The organism is Lysobacter sp. P5_C4 (genome assembly GCF_054049695.1).
Map to the genome: position 1 here is coordinate 299,509 of NZ_JBFULX010000003.1, position 21,335 is coordinate 320,843.

At 67.7% G+C, this 21,335-nt stretch carries 19 protein-coding genes and 2 pseudogenes; 16 read left to right on the forward strand and 5 right to left on the reverse strand.

The annotated features are described in order from the left end of the window. Nucleotides 1-2: 2 nt before the first annotated feature. Entirely contained in the window at nt 3-1,031 is a 1,029-nt protein-coding gene (locus ACXJJ8_RS09385; protein WP_499029242.1) for a DUF2272 domain-containing protein, read from the forward strand. Here ACXJJ8_RS09385 and ACXJJ8_RS09390 read toward each other — a convergent pair whose 3' ends face one another. The 3 genes from ACXJJ8_RS09390 to ACXJJ8_RS09400 are packed head-to-tail and all read right to left on the reverse strand — an operon-like array spanning nt 1,032 to nt 2,331. Beyond that, complete coding sequence (locus tag ACXJJ8_RS09390) at nt 1,032-1,229, reverse strand: hypothetical protein (protein WP_499029244.1); 198 nt, start codon at nt 1,227-1,229, stop codon at nt 1,032-1,034. Between the two features lie 2 nt (nt 1,230-1,231). Next, a complete protein-coding gene (locus ACXJJ8_RS09395) occupies nt 1,232-2,020 on the reverse strand; it encodes an alpha/beta hydrolase (RefSeq protein ID WP_499029246.1) in 789 nt (262 codons plus the stop codon). Beyond that, nucleotides 2,017-2,331: a DUF1244 domain-containing protein gene (locus ACXJJ8_RS09400; RefSeq protein ID WP_499029248.1), complete on the reverse strand. Its 315-nt coding sequence runs from the start codon at nt 2,329-2,331 to the stop codon at nt 2,017-2,019. The genes ACXJJ8_RS09395 and ACXJJ8_RS09400 overlap by 4 nt, the downstream gene beginning before the upstream one ends. Before the next feature lie 102 nt (nt 2,332-2,433). On the opposite strand from ACXJJ8_RS09400, the gene folD reads away from it, so the two are divergent. From folD to tadA, 5 genes are all read left to right on the forward strand, one after another. Beyond that, nucleotides 2,434-3,306, forward strand: a complete 873-nt coding sequence (gene folD / locus ACXJJ8_RS09405) for a bifunctional methylenetetrahydrofolate dehydrogenase/methenyltetrahydrofolate cyclohydrolase FolD (protein WP_499029250.1) — start codon at nt 2,434-2,436, stop codon at nt 3,304-3,306. A 41-nt stretch (nt 3,307-3,347) separates the two neighbouring features. Next, nucleotides 3,348-4,805 carry an IMP dehydrogenase gene (guaB, locus tag ACXJJ8_RS09410; protein ID WP_499029252.1) on the forward strand — a complete coding sequence of 486 codons (1,458 nt, stop codon included), beginning with the start codon at nt 3,348-3,350 and terminating at the stop codon, nt 4,803-4,805. 48 nt (nt 4,806-4,853) lie between these two features. Further along, nucleotides 4,854-6,425, forward strand: coding sequence for a glutamine-hydrolyzing GMP synthase (gene guaA / locus ACXJJ8_RS09415; RefSeq protein ID WP_499029254.1), 1,572 nt, complete (start codon nt 4,854-4,856; stop codon nt 6,423-6,425). Between the two features lie 95 nt (nt 6,426-6,520). Further along, a complete protein-coding gene (locus ACXJJ8_RS09420) occupies nt 6,521-6,937 on the forward strand; it encodes a YciI family protein (RefSeq protein ID WP_499029256.1) in 417 nt (138 codons plus the stop codon). Nucleotides 6,938-6,963: 26 nt separating this feature from the next. Continuing rightward, nucleotides 6,964-7,413 (forward strand): tRNA adenosine(34) deaminase TadA, encoded by a 450-nt coding sequence (tadA, locus tag ACXJJ8_RS09425; RefSeq protein WP_499029591.1) that lies wholly within the window; start codon nt 6,964-6,966, stop codon nt 7,411-7,413. Nucleotides 7,414-7,429: 16 nt separating this feature from the next. On the opposite strand, the gene ACXJJ8_RS09430 is transcribed toward tadA, so the two are convergent. Next, a complete protein-coding gene (locus tag ACXJJ8_RS09430) occupies nt 7,430-7,894 on the reverse strand; it encodes a DUF2721 domain-containing protein (RefSeq protein WP_499029259.1) in 465 nt (154 codons plus the stop codon). 76 nt (nt 7,895-7,970) lie between these two features. On the opposite strand from ACXJJ8_RS09430, the gene orn reads away from it, so the two are divergent. Together orn and ACXJJ8_RS09440 are read left to right on the forward strand one after the other, a co-directional pair. After that, nucleotides 7,971-8,531 (forward strand): oligoribonuclease, encoded by a 561-nt coding sequence (orn, locus tag ACXJJ8_RS09435; protein ID WP_499029261.1) that lies wholly within the window; start codon nt 7,971-7,973, stop codon nt 8,529-8,531. Between the two features lies 1 nt (nt 8,532). Next, nucleotides 8,533-11,484: a two-component regulator propeller domain-containing protein gene (locus ACXJJ8_RS09440; protein ID WP_499029263.1), complete on the forward strand. Its 2,952-nt coding sequence runs from the start codon at nt 8,533-8,535 to the stop codon at nt 11,482-11,484. Here the strand turns inward: ACXJJ8_RS09440 and ppsA are convergent. Then, complete coding sequence (gene ppsA / locus ACXJJ8_RS09445) at nt 11,481-13,871, reverse strand: phosphoenolpyruvate synthase (protein WP_499029265.1); 2,391 nt, start codon at nt 13,869-13,871, stop codon at nt 11,481-11,483. The two genes, ACXJJ8_RS09440 and ppsA, sit on opposite strands and share 4 nt — an antisense overlap. Before the next feature lie 105 nt (nt 13,872-13,976). Between ppsA and ppsR the strand changes: the two genes are divergently transcribed. From ppsR to ACXJJ8_RS09485, 8 genes and pseudogenes are all read left to right on the forward strand, one after another. Continuing rightward, complete coding sequence (gene ppsR, locus ACXJJ8_RS09450) at nt 13,977-14,798, forward strand: posphoenolpyruvate synthetase regulatory kinase/phosphorylase PpsR (protein WP_499029267.1); 822 nt, start codon at nt 13,977-13,979, stop codon at nt 14,796-14,798. A gap of 136 nt (nt 14,799-14,934) precedes the next feature. Continuing rightward, nucleotides 14,935-15,423 carry a DUF1249 domain-containing protein gene (locus ACXJJ8_RS09455; RefSeq protein ID WP_499029269.1) on the forward strand — a complete coding sequence of 163 codons (489 nt, stop codon included), beginning with the start codon at nt 14,935-14,937 and terminating at the stop codon, nt 15,421-15,423. Between the two features lie 238 nt (nt 15,424-15,661). Beyond that, nucleotides 15,662-16,255, forward strand: coding sequence for a polysaccharide biosynthesis/export family protein (locus ACXJJ8_RS09460; protein ID WP_499029271.1), 594 nt, complete (start codon nt 15,662-15,664; stop codon nt 16,253-16,255). Further along, nucleotides 16,237-17,628 (forward strand): annotated as a pseudogene (locus tag ACXJJ8_RS09465) (GumC family protein); the annotation flags it as partial. The gene ACXJJ8_RS09460 and the pseudogene ACXJJ8_RS09465, both read left to right, overlap by 19 nt. A gap of 141 nt (nt 17,629-17,769) precedes the next feature. After that, a pseudogene (locus ACXJJ8_RS09470) lies at nt 17,770-18,402 on the forward strand (CpsD/CapB family tyrosine-protein kinase); the annotation flags it as partial. Beyond that, complete coding sequence (locus ACXJJ8_RS09475; RefSeq protein ID WP_499029274.1) at nt 18,399-19,652, forward strand: hypothetical protein; 1,254 nt, start codon at nt 18,399-18,401, stop codon at nt 19,650-19,652. The pseudogene ACXJJ8_RS09470 and the gene ACXJJ8_RS09475, both read left to right, overlap by 4 nt. Further along, on the forward strand, nt 19,649-19,927 hold the full coding sequence (locus ACXJJ8_RS09480; protein ID WP_499029276.1) for a hypothetical protein: 279 nt from the start codon (nt 19,649-19,651) through the stop codon (nt 19,925-19,927). Before ACXJJ8_RS09475 ends, ACXJJ8_RS09480 begins: the two co-directional genes overlap by 4 nt. 64 nt (nt 19,928-19,991) lie before the next feature. After that, the gene (locus ACXJJ8_RS09485; protein ID WP_499029278.1) at nt 19,992-21,329 is read left to right on the forward strand and encodes an O-antigen ligase family protein; all 1,338 of its coding nucleotides are present in this window, start codon (nt 19,992-19,994) and stop codon (nt 21,327-21,329) included. The last annotated feature ends 6 nt before the right edge of the window (nt 21,330-21,335 follow it).

The window sequence follows — 21,335 nt, forward strand, 5'->3', positions numbered from 1 at the left end:
ACATGGAAGTTGCAGTCCGCAAGCAGTGCGCGATCTTGCTGTTGCTGGTCGCGTCGTCGTTCGCAGGCATGCAGGTCGCACGCGCAGGCGAACCGTGCGACATCGCAGCGCCACCAGCGACCACGTGGGGCCAGCGCGTGGCCGCCGCCGCGTGCGCCGAAAGCCGCCTGTGGTATTCGCCCTTCCTCGACGAACAGGGGCGCCTGGCGAGCATCCGCATTGCCGAAGCCGAGAACAGCCGCCTGCAGGACGGCAGGACCACGGCGTGGCGCCGTGTCGTCGATTACTGGAAGGGCACCGGTCTGCTGTACGCGATGTCCGGCCACATGGGCGCGAACGAGTGCGGCATGTCGCTGGATGTGTGGCCCGGCTCCGCCGCGTGTCGCGCATTCGTCGTCGATACGCCGTGGTCGGCGACCTTCGTGTCCTTCGTCTACGTGCGCGCCGGCGTGCCGGGGTTCGCGCCGTCGGCGAGCCATTTCGATTTCATCCGGCAAGCGCTGCGGGGTGGCCCCGAGTCGCCGCTGCGTTTCGCCGATCCCGACACCGAAGCGCCCGCGTTGGGCGACCTGCTGTGCTTCACGCGCGGACAGAGCGTGCCGATGGGACCCGCGGGCATTCGTGCGTACGCCGCGCGCGGCGGCGATTCGATCGCGATGCATTGCGACATCGTGGTGGCGATCGACAACGGGAAGCTCTACACCGTCGGCGGCAACGTGCTGCAGGGCGTCACGATGCGCACGCTGCACGTCAACCGCACCGGCGCGCTCTGGAACCTGCCGCACCGCGGCACGATGGACATCGCGTGCACGCCCGGCGCGAGTGCGGGCTGCACCTTCAATCGACAGGATTGGGTCGCGCTGCTGAAACTCGAACCGAAGGCCAGTGCGCCGCCTCCGACGCCGGCGACGCCGGCGACGCAATGCTGCACCGCGTGCCCGCTGCCGATGCCGGCGAACATGCAACGCTGCCCGGTCGAGCCCAAACCGATCGCGCCGCCGGCACCGGTCGCGGCGCCGACGAGGCCCTGATCAGGTCGCCGGCGTCGCGCGTTTCGGCCGCGGCTTGGTGCGTTCGTCCATCTGCATGCCCAGCACGGTGTTGCAGTGGATGCACGAAAACGTCATCACGCGCCGCTGCTTGGAGGCGCCGTCGACGGTCGCGACCGCCTGTTCGACGTTGACGTGCAGCACGCGCATGTCGCACTTCGGGCATTTCGCCTGGTTCATCATCAAGGGGTCCCCACGAAGGCCATGAGCGACTTTGCGTACGTCGAGCTCGCCGCGACGGTGGCGTGGTCGTCGTTCGGCAAATCGAGCACGCTGGCTTTGCGATCGAGCGATGCGATCAGGCTGTCGGTGCTCGCGGCGGGTACGACGTCGTCGCGGCCGGCGCGCACGATCAACAGCGGTCCCTTGTAATCGCGCAGGTAGGTCGCCTGTTCGTATTTGTCCTGCAGCAGCCACTTCACGGGGAGCCACGGGTAGTGCGTCTGCGCGACGTTCGCCATGCTGTCGAAAGGCGTGACGAGCACGAGCTTGGCGACGGGGCGCCTGGAGGCGACGTAACTCGCCACCGCGCTCCCGAGGCTGCGGCCGATGACGACGATTTTCGCCCCGGGCTGGCGCGCCTGCACCTGGTCGAAGACGGCGAGGGCGTCTTCGAGGATGTCGGCCTGCGTCGGCGTGCCTTCGCTCGCGCCGTAGCCGCGATAGGGCACCAGGTAGGTGCTCGCATTCGGAAACCACTTCGCGAAGTCGGCCTTCCGCAGTTCGATGCGCTCGGCGTTGCCGCCGAAGTACACGACGGCGCCCGGCTGCCCGATGTTCACCAGCCATCCGTTGAGCATCACGCCGTTGCGCGCGATGCCGAAGTCGGTCTTCGCCGGATCGGACCTGGTGTCCTGCGGGAGGTAGAGGATGTCGCGCTGCTTGGCGTACATCCAGCCGCACACGCCGGCGTAGGCCAGGACGGGCGCTGCGGCGATCAAGGTGATCACGACGGGTTTGTGGAATTTCATCGCGGTGCCTCCTTGCGTTGCGCGGCTTCGAAAGCGGCCAGTTGCTCGGGCGTCGCCTCGCGCTGGTGCTTCGACTTCCATTCGGCGAAGGGTTCGCCGTACACGGCGTCCCGGGCCTCTTCCTTCGTCAACGCAATCCCGCGGTGTTCGGCGGCCTCGCGGTACCAATCGGCCAGGCAGTTGCGGCAGAAGCCGGCCGCCGTCATCAGGTCGATGTTCTGCACGTCCGCGCGTTCGCGCATGAGGTGCTCGACGAGGCGGCGGAAGACCGCGGCCTCGAGTTGGGTGTTTTCGTAGTCCTGCCCGCTCATGCGTCCTGCTCGTCGCCTGTGATGACCCTCGTGGTCGCGAGGCTACAACGGGTCGGCAATAATGTCCGGCCTTGACTCCACCACACGGCCGGTCGCTTGCACATGACGACGCCCCCCGCCCGCATCCTCGACGGCAAGAAGATTGCCGAGGAACTGCTCGATTCGCTGGCCGCCCGTGTCTCGGCGCGGGTCGCCGGAGGCAAGCCGCGTCCGGGGCTGGCCGTGGTCCTGGTGGGCAACGACCCGGCCTCGTCGGTCTACGTGCGCAACAAGCGCCGGGCCGCGGAGAAGGTCGGGATCCGCGCGATCGACCACGACCTGCCGGCCACGACCACCGACGCCGACCTCCTGGCCCTGGTCGACCGCCTCAACGCCGACCCCGAAGTCCACGGCATCCTGGTCCAGTTGCCCCTGCCGGACCGGCGCGATGCCACCGAGTTGATCCACCGCATCGACCCGCGCAAGGACGTCGACGGCTTCCACCCCGAGAACGTCGGCCACCTGGCCCTGCGGCAGTTCGGTCTGCGGCCCTGCACGCCGCGCGGCATCACGACCCTGCTGGCCTACACCGACCGCCCCGTGCGCGGCGCGAGCGCGACGATCGTCGGCGTCTCCAACCACGTCGGCCGCCCGATGGCGCTGGAGCTGCTGATCGCCGGCTGCACGGTCACGGCCTGCCACAAGTTCACCCCGCCCGAAGTGCTCGAGGCCTCGGTGCGCAACGCCGACATCCTGGTCGTCGCCGTGGGCCGCCCGGGGCTGGTGCCCGGCGAGTGGGTGAAGGAGGGCGCGGTGGTCATCGATGTCGGCATCAACCGCCTCGACGATGGCCGCCTGGTCGGCGATGTCGGCTTCAAGGCAGCGGCCAAACGGGCCAGCTGGATCACGCCCGTGCCCGGTGGGGTGGGGCCGATGACCGTGGCGACACTCATGCAGAACACATTGGAGGCGGCGGAGGCATCGGACGCGGGTTGATTCGGGATACAATTGCTGGCTTCCCGCACTCGGGTAGCCCAATGCTCCGCATCCTGGCCGAAGCGCTTACCTACGACGACATCTCGCTCGTCCCCGCGCATTCCACGGTCCTCCCCAAGGACGTCCGCCTCGCCACGCGCCTCACGCGCAGCCTGCGACTGAACATGCCGATCGTGTCCGCCGCCATGGACACCGTCACCGAAGCACGCCTGGCCGTCACGATGGCGCAGCTCGGTGGCATCGGCATCCTGCACAAGAACATGTCGGTCGAACGGCAGGCCGCGGAAGTCGCGCGCGTCAAGAAGTTCGAAGCCGGCGTGATCAAGGAGCCCTTCACAGTCGGGCCCGAAACCACGATCGGCGAAGTGCTCAAGCTCACGCGCGCGCGCAACATCTCCGGCGTGCCGGTGGTCGAGAACGGGCAGCTGATGGGCATCGTCACCGGGCGCGACATGCGCTTCGAGAAAAAGCTCGACGATCCGGTCCGCCACATCATGACCAAGAAGGATCGCCTCATCACGGTGCGCGAAGGCGCGAGCGACGAGGAAGTCGTGCAGTTGCTGCACAAGCATCGCATCGAGAAAGTCCTCGTCGTCAACGACGGTTTCGAACTGCGTGGCCTAATCACCGTCAAGGACATCCAGAAGAAGCAGGACAACCCCAACGCCGCGTACGACCCGAGCGAGCGCCTGCTCGTCGGCGCCGCGGTCGGCGTCGGCGGCGACACCGAACAACGCATCGAAGCACTCGTCTCCGCCGGCGTGGACGTGATCATCGTCGACACCGCGCACGGCCATTCGCAGGGCGTGCTCGACCGCGTCCTGTGGGCCAAGAAGACATTCCCGAAGCTCGAAGTCGTCGGCGGCAACATCGTCACCGGCGATGCGGCGCTTGCGTTGATGGACAACGGCGCCGATGCGGTGAAAGTCGGCGTCGGCCCCGGTTCGATCTGCACCACGCGCATCGTCGCGGGCGTCGGCGTGCCGCAGGTCACCGCGGTGTCGATGGTGGCCGAAGCGCTGCAGGATCGCATCCCGCTGATCGCCGACGGCGGCATCCGCTATTCCGGCGACATCGGCAAGGCGATCGTCGCGGGCGCATCGAGCGTGATGATCGGCGGTCTGTTCGCCGGCACCGAAGAATCGCCGGGCGAAACCGAGCTGTTCCAAGGGCGCAGCTACAAGAGCTATCGCGGCATGGGTTCGCTGGGCGCGATGGAGAAGGGGTCGAAGGACCGCTACTTCCAGGACGCCAGCGACGCCGACAAGCTCGTGCCCGAAGGCATCGAAGGCCGCGTGCCGTATCGCGGGCCGCTCAGCGGCGTGGTGCATCAACTCGCAGGCGGCCTGCGCGCGACGATGGGCTACGTCGGCTGCGCGACGATCGACGAAATGCGCACCAAGCCGTCCTTCGTGAAGGTGACCTCGGCAGGCACGCGCGAATCGCACGTGCACGACGTGCAGATCACCAAGGAACCGCCGAACTACCGCGCTTCTTGATCCAACCCGCGCCGGCTTCGTGCCGGCGCTTTCGCATCAGGGCCCCCAATGACCCACGACATCCATACCGACAAGATCCTCATCCTCGATTTCGGCGCGCAGTACACGCAGCTGATCGCGCGCCGCATCCGCGAACTCGGCGTTTATTGCGAAATCTGGGCGTGGGACCACGATCCGTCGGAAATCGCGAAGTTCGGCGCGAAGGGCATCATCCTGTCCGGCGGTCCCGAATCCACGACGCTTCCCGATGCACCCAGCGCGCCGCAGGAAGTCTGGGATTGCGGCTTGCCGCTGCTCGGCATCTGCTACGGCATGCAGACGATGGCTGCGCAACTGGGTGGCGCGACCGAAGCGGCGGACCAGCGCGAGTTCGGCCATGCGCAGGTCGAGGTCGTTGCGCACGATGCGTTGTTCGACGGCCTGAAAGACCATCCCGGCTCGCCGCCGCGCCTGGATGTGTGGATGAGCCATGGCGACCATGTGTCGCACGCGCCCCCCGGTTTCGTCGTCACCGCGCGCACCGATCGCATTCCCGTCGCCGCGATGGCCGACGAGTCGCGCCGCTGGTACGGCGTGCAATTCCATCCCGAAGTCACGCATACGCGGCAGGGCCAGGCGTTGCTGCGCCGCTTCGTCGTCGACATCTGCGGCTGTGCCACCCTGTGGACGGCGGCGAACATCATCGACGACCTCGTCGCGCGCGTGCGCGCGCAGGTGGGTTCGGAGGAAGTGATCCTCGGGTTGTCGGGCGGCGTGGATTCGTCCGTGGTTGCCGCGTTGTTGCATCGCGCGATCGGCGACCAGTTGACCTGCGTGTTCGTCGACACGGGCCTGCTGCGTTTCGAGGAAGGCGACCAGGTGATGGCGATGTTCGCCGAGCACATGGGCGTCAAGGTCATCCGCGTGGATGCGGCGTCGCGGTATTTCGCCAAGCTCGAAGGCGTCGGCGATCCCGAAGACAAGCGCAAGATCATCGGCAATCTGTTCGTCGACATCTTCGATGAAGAGTCGAACAAGCTCGCGAACGCCAAATGGCTCGCGCAGGGCACGATCTATCCCGACGTGATTGAGTCGGCCGGCAGCAAGACCGGCAAGGCGCACGTCATCAAGAGCCACCACAACGTCGGCGGCTTGCCCGAGCACATGAAGCTCGGCCTGGTCGAGCCGCTGCGCGAGTTGTTCAAGGACGAAGTGCGGCGCCTGGGCGTCGAGCTGGGTTTGCCGCCGTCGATGGTGTATCGCCATCCGTTCCCGGGCCCCGGCCTGGGCGTGCGCATCCTCGGCGAAGTGAAGCCCGAGTACGCCGACCTGCTCGCCAAGGCCGACCACATCTTCATCGACGAGCTGCGCAAGAACGGCCTGTACGACAAGGTCAGCCAGGCCTTCGCCGTGTTCCTGCCGGTGAAGTCGGTGGGCGTGGTTGGCGACGCGCGCGCTTACGAGTGGGTGATCGCGCTGCGCGCCGTGGAAACGGTCGACTTCATGACGGCCCACTGGGCGCACCTGCCGCATGATTTCCTCGGCACGGTGTCCAACCGCATCATCAACGAACTGCGCGGCGTGTCGCGCGTGGTGTACGACATCAGCGGCAAGCCGCCGGCGACCATCGAGTGGGAATAGGAAAATAAATTCCCCGATCCTGTCGATTTTCGCCGTTCTCGTTCGTCGTGACTGGTGAGGGGCCAGCAACGCTGGCCCAAACGAGGAGACTGACAATGCGCGTCATGGTGTTCGCAAAGATGCCCGCCGATGCCCCGGCCATGGAACCCACGCCCGAGGCGCTGGAAGCCTTCGCCGCGATGGATCGCTTCACGGACGAGCTTGTCGCGGCCGGTGTGTTCGTGGCCGGCGCGGGCCTGAAGCCGGGCAAGCGCATCACGCAGGAGGGCCAGGAGCGCCTGATCGTGGACGGCCCGTTCGCCGAAGCGCGCGAAGTCATTGCCGGCTTTTCGATCTGGGAAGTGAAGGACCTGGACGACGCCCTGGCGTGGGCGATGAAGGCCCCCGACTTCGGCGTGGGCGCGATGGAGATCCGCCCGTTCTTCGAAGTTGCGGACCTGGAAGGCTTCGTCTCGCGCGAGGAACTCGCAGCGCCCCGCGACGGTGAGCGCGGGAAGCTCGGGGTCGCTTGATCGCCACCGACGCCGACGTCGCCTGGATGCAACGCGCGCTCGCGCTGGCCGAGCGCGCGGAGCACGAAGATGACGAAATTCCGGTCGGCGCGTTGCTCGTGTCGGCCGAAGGCGACGTCCTCGGCGAAGGCTGGAACCGCAACATCACCGACCGCGATCCGACGGCGCACGCGGAGATCGTCGCATTGCGACAAGCCGGCGCGCGCGTGGGCAACCACCGCCTGCTGGGCAGCACGCTGTACGTGACCCTGGAACCCTGCGCGATGTGCGCGATGGCGATGGTGCATGCGCGCGTGGCGCGCGTGGTGTTCGGCGCGAGCGATCCGAAGACCGGCGCCGCCGGCAGCGTGTTCGACCTGTTGGCCGATCCGCGCCACAACCATCGCATCGAGGTTCTCGGCGGCGTGCTCGCCGACGAAGCCGGCACGCGCCTGACGAATTACTTCCGCAGGAAGCGCGGCAAGCCGCTGCTCTGAATCGGCGTGGGCCGATTCAACCGCGCTTGCGCTTCATCTCCTGCTCCATCTCCAGGTCGAAGCTGGAAACCGACAGGCTTACTTCGCTGCCCATCACGATGCTCGCCGCGAGCAAGAACAGGACGCCGAGCAGCGCCAGCGCAGTCGGCACCACGCCGAGCTTGAACCCGGTGAAGGCATCCAGCGCCAGCGACAGGCTCGTGCCCACGAACGCACCGAGCGCACCGTAGAGCATCTGGCATGCGCGCAGCACCAGGTGCGCGCGGCGACGATGGCGGTGGATCTGGTCCTGGCGCTCGCCGGCATCGGGCGCGTCGAATTCCCAACTGACCATCAACGCACGCAGGCGATCGACCACGCGCGCCAGGCGGGCGTTCGCGGACGTCAGCAGCGACGCCGTGGCCGCCATGAGCAGGGCGGGCGCCAGCATGGCGGTCAGGATGGCGTAGTGGGCGAGGGCGGACTGGAGGACGGAGGGCATCGGCAGGCGGTCGGGCGAAGGGGCTGGGCTATCATGCGGCAGGTCCCGTTTCCCTAGCGAGCACATGGCGAACCACATGGAAAGTGAAGGCCGGTTGATCTGGATCGACCTGGAAATGACCGGGCTCGACACCGGCCGCGATTCGATCCTCGAGATCGCCACCATCGTCACCGACTCCAACCTGCAGGTGCTCGCCGAAGGCCCGGAGCTCGCCATCGCGCACCCGGCGTCGGTGCTGGAGGCGATGGACGAATGGAACCGCACGCAGCACCGCAAGTCGGGGCTGTGGCAGCGCGTCGTCGACAGCCGCGTGACCCTCGACGAAGCCGAGGCGCGCACGCTGGCCTTCCTGTCCGAATGGGTGCCGGCCAACGCATCGCCCATGTGCGGCAACTCGATCTGCCAGGACCGCCGATTCCTGCACCGCCTGATGCCGGCGCTGGAGGATCACTTCCACTACCGCAACCTGGACGTCAGCACGATCAAGGAACTGGCGCGCCGCTGGGCGCCCACGGTGCTGGCCGGCGTGCGCAAGCAATCGGCGCACACGGCCTTGAGCGACGTGCGCGATTCCATCGCCGAACTGTCCTACTATCGGAAGCACATGGGCCCCCTGTCGGGCCTGCCGACGGGGTAGGGTGCGCCGCTTCCTCGCACTGCTTGCGCTGTGCATCCTCGCTGCCGGCGTGCACGCCGCCGGCAAGCCGGTCAACGCCTACTTCCGCGAAACCTGGACCACCCGCGAAGGCCTGCCGCACAACCAGGTCAACGCGATCGCGCAGACGCCCGACGGATATCTGTGGTTCGGCACCTGGGAAGGCCTGGTGCGCTACAACGGCCTGGAATTCCACGTCATCGACCGCCGCAACACGCCGGCGCTGCGGGACAACGGCATCCGTTCGATCCGCGTCGCGCCCGATGGCGCGCTCGTCGTGGGGACCTCGCGCGGCGGCGTGAGCGTGTTGCGCAACGGTGCATGGCGCACGTACGGCAAGCGCGACGGCCTGGCGCAGGACGAGGTGATGGATGCGGTGCTCGATGCGAAGGGGCGCCTGTGGGTGGCCACCGAAAGCGCGGGCCTGACGCGCATCGATGCCGATGGTCGCGCGCACCAGTACAACCAGGCAACCGGCCTTCCGACCAACATCGCCTTCGGGCTGGTGCGCGATCGCACCGACGCCGTCTGGCTGTCGACGGCCGCGGGCGTCGTGCGCTTCTTCGGCGACAAGGCGCCCGTGGTCTACAACGAAGACGACGGCTTGCCGAACGCGCCGATCTTCCATCTGGAACAGATGGCCGATGGCACCCTGTACGCCGGCACCGAACGCGGCGCGTATCGGCGCGTGGGCGAGCGCTTCGAACCCGTGTCGCCCAGCTTGCCCGCTGACGGCGTACCGAGCCTCGTGCGCGATGCCGCGGGCGCCCTGTGGGTCGGCACCATCAACCATGGCTTGTTGCGCCTCGGTGCGGACGGGGCACTGGATTCGCTGAGCAGCCAGAAAGGCTTGCCGAACAATCGCGTCGCCGCATTGTTCATCGATCGCGAAGGCAGCCTGTGGGCCGGCACGAATGCGGGCCTGCTGCGCCTGCGGGATGCGCCCTTCACCACCTTCAACACCGAGCAGGGCCTGAGTGACGACTACGTGCGCGCCATCGTGCAGGGCCGCGACGGCAGCATCTGGATCGGCACGAGCCGGGGCCTGAACCGCTGGAAAGACGGCAAGGTCATCGACGTGCTGACCAGCGCCGATGGCCTGCCCGGCGATTCGATCCTGAGCCTGCTCGCCGAAGACGATGGCAGCCTCTGGGTCGGGACCTACGTCGGCGGCTTGTTGCGCTTGCGCGACCGCAAGGTCGTCGAGCATTACGACACCGCGGGCGGCATGCCCGGCAGCAACCAGGTGCGCGCGCTCGCACACGGGCTCGACGGATCGTTGTGGATCGGCACCTCGCGCGGCCTGGTGCAACGGAAGGACGGCAGGTTCCGTCTCTTCGGTTCGGCCGCAGGCCTGCCGCGCGATTTCGTCCTCGGCCTGCACGTCGCGCGCGATGGCGCGGTGTGGGTCGGCACGGCGAATGGCGCGGCGCGCGTGATCGACGAACGCGTCGAACCCATCGACCTGCATCGCATGAACGATGCGCAGGATGTCTTCGACTTCCACGAAGACAGCGACGGCACGGTGTGGATCGCCACCGACCGCGGCCTGGTGCGTTATCGCCAGGGGCAGCTCGCGTCGATCGGCCTGGCGCAGGGATTGCCGATCGACACCTTGTTCCAGGTCGTCGACGACCAGGCGGGCAGCCTGTGGCTGACGTCGAACCGCGGCGTGCTGCGCGTGGCACGTCGCGATGCCGAAGCGGTCCTGGGCGGCAAACAGCGCACGGTGAATCCCGATCAATTCGGCGAACCCGATGGCCTGGCGAGCAGCCAGGCGAACGGGGGATCCGGGCCCGCGGCCATCCGCGACGCGCAAGGCCGTCTGTGGGTCGCGACGGCGCGCGGCGCGGCGATGGTCGACCCGACGGTGTTGCACAGCTATCGACGGCAATTGCCGCCAGTGGTGATCGAACAGGTGCTCGCCGATGATCGCGAGCTTCCGACGCAGGCGCGCCTCGTGTTGCCACCGGGCACGCGCAAACTCGAATTCCACTACGCCGGTTTGAGTTTCCAGATGCCGCGCCTGCTGCGGTATCGCTATCGGCTCGAAGGCGTGGACGCCGGCTGGAACGAACGCGGCAACCAGCGCGTCGCGCAGTACACCAACCTCGGGCCGGGCAAGTATCGGTTCCTCGTCACCTCCTCGGCGCCGGGGCTGGGGCAGGGGTGGAATCCCGATACCACGGCGTTGGAAATCCAGATCCGGCCGCAGGTCTGGCAGAACGCGTGGTTCATGGCAGCCTGCGCGGCGGCGCTCGCGTTGCTGGTCGTCTTCTACATCCGCTGGCGCACGCGCAGCTTGCGCATCCGCGCGATCGCGCTGGAAAGCGAGGTCGATTCACGCACGCGCGACCTGCGCGAACAAGCCGCGCGCCTGCTCACCGCCGATGAAGAAAAGACGCGGCTGTTGCACCAATTGCAGGACAAGTCCGAAGCCTTCGAACGCCAGGCGCGCGAGGATGCGCTGACCGGATTGCAGAACCGCCGCAGCCTCGACGAGCGCCTGGCGCAAGCGTTCGATGCGGCGGTGCGCACGCAGCAGCCGCTGGCGTTCGCCTTGCTGGACATCGACAACTTCAAGCACATCAACGACGCGTACTCACATGCGGCAGGCGACGAAGCCCTGCGCGAAGTCGCGCGCGCGTTGCGACAGGCGGTGGATGGTGATGCGTTGCTCGCACGCTGGGGCGGCGAGGAGTTCGCGGTGTTGTTCCCGACGGCGACGCTGGAACAGGCGCGCGCGCGTTGCGAAACGGCGCGCGCCGCGATCGAAGGCCTGAACTGCGACGGATTCGCGCCGGGCTGGCGCATGACGCTGAGCGGCGGCGTGTGCGACCGCATGGGCTTCGCCCACCACGAACGCCTCGTACGGCGCGCCGATCAGCTGCTGTACGAGGCGAAGCGGGCGGGCAGGAACCGAATCGTCGGTTAGGCCTTGGCCTTGGCCTTCGCCAGGGCGAGCCACGTATCGACGACGGTATCGGGATTGAGCGACACCGATTCGATGCCCTGTTCCATCAGCCACAGCGCGAGATCCGGATGGTCGCTCGGGCCCTGGCCGCAGATGCCGACGTACTTGCCCTTGGCGCGCGCGGCCTTGATCGCCATCGACAGCAACTTCTTCACCGCCGGGTCGCGTTCGTCGAAGAGGTTGGCGACGATCGCCGAGTCGCGATCCAGGCCGAGCGTCAGCTGCGTGAGGTCGTTGGAACCGATCGAGAAGCCATCGAACAGCTCGAGGAATTCATCGGCCATCAGCGCGTTGGACGGCACCTCGCACATCATGATGACCTTCAGGCCATCCTTGCCTTGCTCAAGGCCGTTTTCCTTCAGCACGTCGAGCACCTTGCGGCCTTCGTCGAGCGTGCGCACGAACGGGATCATGACCCAGCAGTTGGTCAGGCCCATCGTGTCGCGCACCTTCAACACGGCGCGGCATTCCAGCGCGAAGGCGTCCTTGAACGACGGATCGACGTAACGGCTCGCGCCGCGGAAGCCGATCATCGGATTTTCTTCGTGCGGCTCGTACTTCGAACCGCCGATCAGGTTGGCGTATTCGTTCGACTTGAAGTCCGACAGGCGCACGATCACCGGATGCGGCGCCACCGATGCGGTGATCGTCGCGATGCCTTCGGCGAGGCGGTCGACGTAGAAGTCGACCGGGCTGGCGTAACCGGCCATCTTCGCGTCGATCTTCTGTTTGGTCGCCGCGTCCTGCTTCGCGTATTCGAGCAGGGCCTTGGGATGCACGCCGATGTGCGAGGCGATGATCATTTCCAGGCGCGCCAGGCCGATGCCCGCGTTCGGCAACATGCCGAAGTCGAAGGCGCGGTCGGGGTTGGCGACATTCATCATGATCTTCAGCGGCGCCGGCGGCATGTTCGCCAGGTCGGTTGTCGTGCGCTCGAAGGGCAGGGCGCCGTCGTAGATGAAACCGGTGTCGCCTTCGGCGCAGCTGACCGTGACCGTTTCGCCGTCCTTGATCCGATCGAGCGCATCACCGGTGCCGACGACCGCCGGCACGCCCAGTTCGCGCGCGATGATCGCCGCGTGGCAGGTGCGGCCGCCGCGGTTGGTGACGATGGCCGAGGCGCGCTTCATCACCGGTTCCCAATCGGGGTCGGTCATGTCGGCGACGAGCACGTCGCCGGGCTGCACGCGGCTCATGTCGTCGAGCGATCGCACCACGCGCGCCACGCCTGCGCCGATCTTCTGGCCGATCGCACGGCCTTCGGCCACGATCGTGCCGCGCTTTTCGAGGTTGTAGCGTTCGATCTGCGTCGCGTGGCCGCGCGATTTCACCGTTTCCGGGCGCGCCTGCACGATGAACAACTTGCCGCTGACGCCGTCCTTCGCCCACTCGATGTCCATCGGGCGGCCGTAGTGTTGTTCGATGATCAGCGACTGGCGCGCGAGTTCGTGCACGTCTTCGTCGCTGACGGAGAAGGTGTTGCGCAGGTTGGCCGGCGTGTCTTCGTTGCGCACGCGCTCGCCGGGCTGGTCGGAGTACACCATGCGGATCTGCTTGGAACCGAGCGAGCGGCGGAGGATCGCCGGCTTGCCCTGCTTGAGCGTGGGCTTGAAGACGTAGAACTCGTCGGGGTTCACCGCGCCCTGCACGACGTTCTCGCCCAGGCCGTAGCTGGCGGTAATGAACACCACGTCGCGGAAACCCGATTCGGTATCCAGGGTGAAGAGCACGCCCGACGAACCCACGTCCGAGCGCACCATCAACTGCACGCCCGCCGACAGGAACACATCCTCGTGCTTGAAGCCGTGGTGCACGCGATAGGCGATCGCGCGGTCGTTGTAGAGCGATGCGAAGACTTCCTTGACCTTGCGCACGACATCGTCGGCGCCGGTGACGTTGAGGAAGGTTTCCTGCTGGCCGGCGAAGCTGGCGTCGGGCAGGTCTTCGGCGGTGGCCGAGGAACGCACGGCGACCGCGAGTTCACCGCCGCCCCCGCTGTTGCCGGCATTCTCCGCGCACAGCTTCGCGTAGGCCGTACGGATGTCCTGGTCGAGGTCGGGCTGCAGCGGCGCATCGATCACCCAGCCGCGGATCTGCGCGCCGGCCGCGTTGAGGGCGGGCACGTCCTCCACGTCCAACGTGGCCAGGCGGTCGAAGATGCGCTGGTGGAGATCGTTGTGGGCGATGAAGGCCTTGAACGCATCGGCCGTGGTGGCGTAGCCCCCCGGCACGGAGACGCCGAGCTTCGCCAGGTTGCCGATCATCTCGCCGAGCGAGGAATTCTTGCCACCCACCTGCGCAAGGTCGGTCAGTCGCAGGTCGTGCAGCCACAGGATGTTGGCGCTCAAGGCGTGGGGCTCCGGCATTCGAAATGGGGGAGGGGCGTGGCACACACGGGCCGCGCCGCCGCGAAGCGCGGTATTTTACAGACCCCGCGTCCTCATCGCCTGCACATGACCCAGACCCGCCCGGTCTTCTATGTCTCCGACGGCACCGGCATCACGGCCGAAACCATCGGCCACAGCCTCCTGACCCAGTTCGCCGACACGCGGTTCACGACCGACCGCATCTCCTTCGTCGACACCGCCGAGAAGGCCCGGGAGGCCGCCAACCGCATTCGTGAGGCCGGCGAAGCCGCCGGGGCGCGGCCCATCGTGGTCAACTCCTGCGTCGACAACGAGCTGTATCGCATCCTGGCCGAGAGCGGCGGGTTGATGCTGGACATCTTCGCGCCCTTCATCGAGCCGCTGGAACGCGAGCTGGGGGAGCAGCGCACGATGCGGGTGGGGCAGGCGCACGGCATGGTGAATTTCGAGGCCTACCACCGCCGCATCAACGCGATGAACTACGCGCTGACGCACGACGACGGCATGATCATGGACTTCGAGGACGCCGAGATCATCCTGGTCGGCGTGTCCCGCGCGGGCAAGACGCCGACCTGCGTGTACCTGGCACTGCACTACGGCATTCGCGCTGCCAACTATCCGCTGACCGAGGAAGACCTCGAGGCCGACCGCCTGCCGGCCAAGCTCCGGGCGCATCGCCACAAGTTGTTCGGGCTGACGATCGATCCGATCCGCTTGCACCAGATCCGCCAGGAACGCCGGCCGAATTCGCGGTACTCGCAACTGGAGACGTGCAGGCGCGAAGTTGCACAGGCCGAGCACATCTTCCTCAACGAGCGATTGACGACGTTGAGCACGACGCACACGTCGATCGAGGAAATCTCGAGCAAGGTGCTGACCACGCTGGGCATCCACCGGGAGATGTTTTGACGGCGTGAAGCCCGGGCCGCTTTTTTGCGTGGATTTTCCGAACGCGTTGCCGCCCGTTGGGAAAGCAAAACGTTATGCCTGCAAGGGCATGTCGTCAATGCTGCCGCGAAGGGTTTGTGGCGTGTAGGATCGCCCCATGAGCCGTCTCGCATCCCGCACCGCACGCATCCCCCGACTGAGCCGCTTCGGCTGGCTGATGGCGTTGTATGCGGAGAACCACGTGCGCCTGGTGCGCCTGTTCGAACCGCAGCACCTGGCCGTCGGACGCTACGTCTCCAGTGTCGGCGACGGGCTCGACGTCGTGCTCGATGTCGTCGAGCTGCACGCCTACACCGTCGAACTCCGATTGAGCTACGCCATCCGCGATCCGCTGACCGGCCAGCCCGATCCCTCCGCGCACCTGCGTCTGTATCGCGATGCGAAGCAGGTGGAGGCGACGCACTGCTACGTCGGACGGCGCTGGCAGGATGTCATCGGCATGTATCCGCCGCCTGCCGAAGTGGTCTGCCACCGCCTGCGCATGAACACCTTCCTCGGCAAGTGGATCCAATACCTCGCCGAGCAGGGGCACGGCGTTGCGACGCTGGTGCGGTTGCCGGACGAGACGACGACGATCGCCGCCTGACCTGGCCGGGATCGCAATCGGTGTGATGCCGCGGTGATTCTCCACCGAGAATAATTCTCGGGGTCGGCCCGGCACACGCGCCGGCTGGATACACTCCGGCGCCGCCCGCTGCGCGATCGCGCGGGCGTTGTCTTTTCCGGGGAAGTGCAGGGTCGTGTCCATCGTGTTTCGCCTGGCCGTCTGCGCGGCCTTCGTTCTTTTGTGCGCGTGCGCCAGCCGTGGCCAGGAGGCGTCCGTCTTGCCCGAGGCCGACCCCGTCGCCACGGCCGTCGGCCGCCCCGAGTACCGCATCGGCCCGAGCGATCTTCTCGCCGTCACTGTTTTCCAGATCAAGGACTTGGACCGCGAAGTTCGCGTGAACAATGCCGGTGACGTGTCGTTGCCGCTGATCGGCGCACTGCCCGCCGCGGGCAAGACGGTCGGCGAACTCCAGGCCGACATCGCCGCGCGCTTTTCCGAGCGCTTCCTGCAGGATCCGCAGGTCACGGTGTTCGTCAAGGAATACGCGAGCCAGCACGTCACCGTCGGTGGCGCCGTCGACAAGCCCGGCATTTTCCCGATCACCTCGCGCATGACCCTGTTGCAATCGATCGCGCTGGCCGGCGGGCTCGACGACGTGGCCAGCCAGCGCAACGTGCTGGTCTTCCGCAATTCGGGCGGTGAACGCCGTTATGCGCGCTTCGACGTCGCGGCGATCCAGGCCGGCGAACAACCCGATCCGCAGTTGGCAGCCGAGGACGTCGTGGTCGTCGACACCTCCGGCGGCAAGATGACCTTGCAGGCGCTGATCAAGCTGGCGCCGTTCGTGGCCGTGTGGCGGGCCTACCGATGAACCTCGCAGACGCCCCACAGATCGTCGCGGCCGACGCCGCCGCGCGCGACGACGACGACCAGATCAACCTCCTCGATTACTGGCACGTGCTCGTCGACCGGCGCTGGATCGTCGCCGCCGTGGCCGCGTGCGTGTTCGTGCTCGTGTTGGCCGCGACCTTGCTCGCCACGCCCGTGTTCCGTGCATCCACGACGATGCAGATCGAACGCGACACGATGAAGATCATGGACGTCGAAGGCCTGACGCCCGCCGAGTCGCCCATGGATCGCGACTTCTACCAGACGCAATACGAATTGCTGCGCAGCCGCTCGCTCGCGCGGCGCGTCGTGCAGGACCTGTCGCTGGACAGGGCGCCGCAATACGCGCAGGCGATGGCGAAGGTGGAAGCCACGTTCGAAGCCAATGCGCCTTCGTCGAAGCGCCGCGACGCCCGCGAACGCGCGCTGGTCGGAGACGTGCTGGAGCGACTGACCATCGAACCGGTGCGCAACTCGCGCCTGGTGCGCGTGAACTTCGACTCGCCCGATCCCGCGCTCGCCGCGCGCGTGGCGAACGCCTGGTCGGATGCCTTCATCGCCAGCAACCTGGAGCGCCGCTTCGATGCGTCGTCCTATGCGCGCAAGTACCTCGAGGAACGCCTGGCGCAGTTGAAGGGCCGCCTGGAGGATTCCGAAAAGGCGCTGGTGGACTTCGCCACGCTGGAGCAGATCGTCTCGGTCGGCGAAAACGCGCCGTCGCTGAGCGCGCAGAACCTGGGCGAACTCAACGCATCGCTCGCGCAGGCGCAGGCGGCGCGCATCCGTGCGCAGGCGGCGTGGGACCAGGCGCGCGTGGGCAACGGCCTGGGCCTGCCGCAAGTCGTGGCGAGCCCGCTGGTGCAGAAGTTGCGCGAGTCGCGCTCGCTGCTCGCGGCGCAGTACCAGGAACAATTGCGCACCTTCAAGGCCGATTATCCCGACATGCGCCGCCTCGCGGGGCAGGTCGCGGAAACCGATCGCCAGATCGCCGCGGAGGTCGACCACATCCGCTCGGCCGTGCGTTCGGAATACGATGCCGCGCGCGCGCAGGAAACCCTGCTCGAGGGCCGCATGGCGGGCCTGAAACACGATGTGCTCGATCTCCAGGGCCGCAGCATCCGCTACAACATCCTGCGTCGCGAGGCGGAAACCAACCGCCAGCTCTACGACGGCCTGCTGCAGCGCTACAAGGAAATCGGCGTCGTCGGCAATGTCGGCACGAACAACGTCTCGACGATCGACCGCGCCGACGTTCCCGAGCGCCCGCATTCGCCGCGCCTGTTGCTCAATCTCGCCGTCGGCTTGTTGCTGGGCCTGTTCGCCGGCGTGCTGTCGGCATTCCTCCTGCATCACCTGGATCGCACGGTGCAGGCACCCGATGCGCTGGAGGCCTTTGCCGGCCTGCCGGTCCTCGGCGCCGTGCCGCGCCTGCCGAACGGCGAAACACCGGCCATCGCCTCGGCCGATGCGCGCTCGCCGTTCTCCGAGAGCTATCGCTCGGTGCGCACGGCCCTGCAGTTCGCCACCGCGCACGGGCTTCCCGGCGCATTGCTGGTCACCAGCGCGGGGCCCGCGGAAGGCAAGTCGACGACGGCGCTCGAACTGGCGCGGAACATCGCGCAGATCGGCAAGCGCGTCGTGCTCGTCGACGGGGATCTGCGCAAGCCTTCGCTGCACCAGTTGATCGGCGTGCCCAACGCGACCGGCCTGTCGAACGTGCTGGCGGGCGCAGCCGATGTCGCGGACGTCTTGCAGGTGGCGAACGCAGGCGGCTTCAGTGTCGTGACCTCCGGTCCGCTGCCGCCTAATCCGCCGGAATTGCTTGCAGGCGATCGCTTTCCGCGCTTCCTTGCGCAGTTGCGCGAGCGCTTCGACGTGGTCGTGATCGACGGTCCGCCCGTCCTGGGCCTGGCCGATGCGCCGCTGCTCGCGCACCAGGCCGAAGCGACGATGCTCGTCGTCGCGGCCGACCACACGCGGCGCGACGCGGTGCGCGGTGCGCTGCGCCGGTTGCAGGGCGTGCAGGCGCGCATGGTCGGCACGTTGCTCACGCGTTTCGACACTTCGCGAAAGATCGCGGGCCACGCTTACGGCAGTTACTCGTACTACGCCTACGGCAAGAAGGCATGACGCCGCGGCGCCGCGTGCTGATCGCGGCGGCGGTGGCAGTCGCAGCCCTTGCGGCGGTACAACTCGGGCGCGTGGATACGGAAATCGGTGCCGCGTTCGGGCCGGAGCGGACCATGCGCCTGCTCGATTCGACGGAAGGCCCGCCGACGCAACGTGTCGCGCTTGCGCGCGACGTGCTGTCGACGCGCCCCATCGATGGACGCGCGTACCGCGCCATCGCCGTCGCGCAAGCCGGCGACGCGCCGCCTTCGCACGCGCTGCTCTCCATCGCCAATGCCCGGTGGCCGCGCGATCCGCACACGCGCGCCTTGCTCGCCGAATCGGCGCTCGCGCAAGGCGATGCCGTGACCGGCCTGTCCCATCTCGACGCGATGCTGCGCGTCGCGCCGGCCTCGCGCGGCGCCACCTTGCCCCTGCTGGTTCCGCACTTGGCCGATGCGCGCGTGCGCGCGGCGCTCGTCGACCGGCTGGCGGCCGACCCGCCATGGACGACCGCGTTCTTCGCGCAATTGCGGGATCCGGCGACGCCCGCCGTCGATGCCGAGGGTTTGCTCGCCGGGCTGGACGCGCGCCACCCACTGGACCTCGACGGCTTGCAGACGCGCGTCGCGGTGCTGGACCGCGCCGGTCGACATGCGCAGGCCCGTGACGCGTGGCGCGCGCTGTTGCCGGAAGCTGCGCGGGGCGAGGACGCCGCCGTGTTCGATGGCGGGTTCGAGCAACCCGCGATTGCGGAGGGCTATGGTTGGCACATCGATCCCTTGCCGGGGGTCTTCGTCGAATACGACACCCATGCGCCGCATGCGGGCGCGTCGGCGTTGTCGATCGATTTCGGCGGGCGCGCCCAGGCGTTCGCGGGGCTGCGGCAATCGCTGGCGCTCGCGCCGGGCGGCTATCGCTTCGTGGCGTGGGTGCGCGACGAGGTCGAACGCCAGCGACCCTTCCAGTGGCGCATCACCTGTCGCGAAGGCGTCGAACTCGCGCGCGTGCCGTTCGATCGCGGCGAGGGTGGGGCGCAATGGCATCGCATCGATGCCACCTTCGAAGTGCCCTCCGATTGCGCGGGCCAGACGCTCGTCCTGGTGCACGCGGCGCGGTTCCTGGCCGAGCGGCACCTGCAGGGGCGACTGATGATCGACGACGTAGGAATTTTTCTTGCCAGGCAAGAGGCCGTGCGTGAAGGCGATCACGCTATGATTTCACGCGAGCGCAACACGCGACTCGACTTGTTAGGGGACAAGCACAAATGAAGTACACGATCATCGCCGTCGCGCTCCTGTCCATGGGTGCAGCGCAGGCGCAAGCCGCGCAGAAGCGCGCGCCGGCTCCCAAGCCGGAAGCGCACGCCACCGCCACCGAACAGGCAGCGCAGGCGCCGACCGTGCCGGTGCAGTCGAAGAAGACCCCCAAGGCCTCGTCGATCGTGCTCGGCGCGGTGGGTGTGGTTGCCGCGATCGGTGCGGCGAACGGCATGGGCGGCGGCGGCAGCAGCAAGCAGCCTGCGGCGCAGCCTTCGAGCCCCTGACGGCCCACCGACGGAGTCGAACGACGGGCCGCCTCGCGGCCCGTTTGTTTTTCTGAAGTTCCCGATGCAAACCCGACCGTCTTTCCTGGAGCGCCAGTCCGTTGCGTTTGCCTGCACGGCGACGCTGCTCGTCGTCGCCCTGTTGTTCGGCGGCGGGGCGCGTGGCGCGGGCGATGCGATGGTGCACCTGGCCATGTTGCCGTGCTTGGCGCTCGGCATCGCGCGATGGCGCACGGCGGAAGTCACGCGCTGGGACCGTGCATTCCTCGCCCTGTTGTCGAGCGCGCTCGCGCTGGTGGCCCTGCAGCTTGTGCCGTTGCCGCCTGCGTGGTTCGCGGCGTTGCCCGGGCGCGCGTCGGTCGCGGCGGATCTCGCGCACGCCGGCATCGCGCCCGCCTGGCGCCCCATGTCGCTGGATGCGTGGGCGACCGTTCGCGCCGCGCTTGCGATCCTCACCTTCGGCGCGATGTGGTTGTCGGCGCGTTCGTTGCCGCATGCGCTGCGTCGGCGTTTGCTGATCATCGCGGTCGGCGTGGGGGTGGCGCTGGCCTTCCTCGGATTCGCGCAAGCCACGGGCGGCCCGAACGCCCTGCGATTCCATGCCTTCCATCATCCGATCGGTGCGATCGCCACCTTCGCCAACCGCAACCATTTCGCCGATCTGCTCGGCGTGCTGTTGCCCATCGCGCTGGCCCTTGCCGCGCAGGCGCAAGGACGCGGCCAACGCGCGCAGGCGGGGCTTGCGCTGGTCGCGGTCGTCGCGCTGTGGCTCGCGGCGGCGCTGACGTTTTCGCGCGCGGGTTTCGTCCTGGCGTCTTCGGCGCTCGTCGCGGCCGCCTGCGTGCTGTGGTGGCCGCGACGCGGGGCAGGGCGTCGCTGGCTCGCGCCCGGATTGGCGTTCGGGATCGCGATGCTCGCCGTCGCGCACTTTGCGTGGGACGGTCTCATGCAACGGCTGCAGACCGATCCGCTCGACGATTTGCGCTGGCAATACGTTCGCCATGGCCTGGAGGCGATGTGGGCGTGGCTGCCCTGGGGCAGCGGCCTCGGGACCTTCCCGTGGGTGTACGCACCGATGGAACCGCTGCAGGCGATGGGCCCGACCTTCGCCGAACGCGCGCACGACGACCTGTTGCAGATCGCGATCGAAGCGGGCGTGCCCGGGCTGCTCCTCGTGCTCGCGTTCCTGGCCATGGTCGCGGTGAAGGCAGCGAGAAATTTTCCCATGGGGCGGGCCGCCGCCGTCGTGGATGATCCGGTCGCAAGTGTGACTGCTGTCGCGCTGGTGGTGCCGATCCTGCATTCGGTGGTGGATTACCCGCTGCGGACGTTTGCTCTGTTGGTGACAGCCGGCCTGCTGCTCTCAATCGAGGGGGTGCGAGGGCAGCAGGCCGGTGTTTGACAGCGA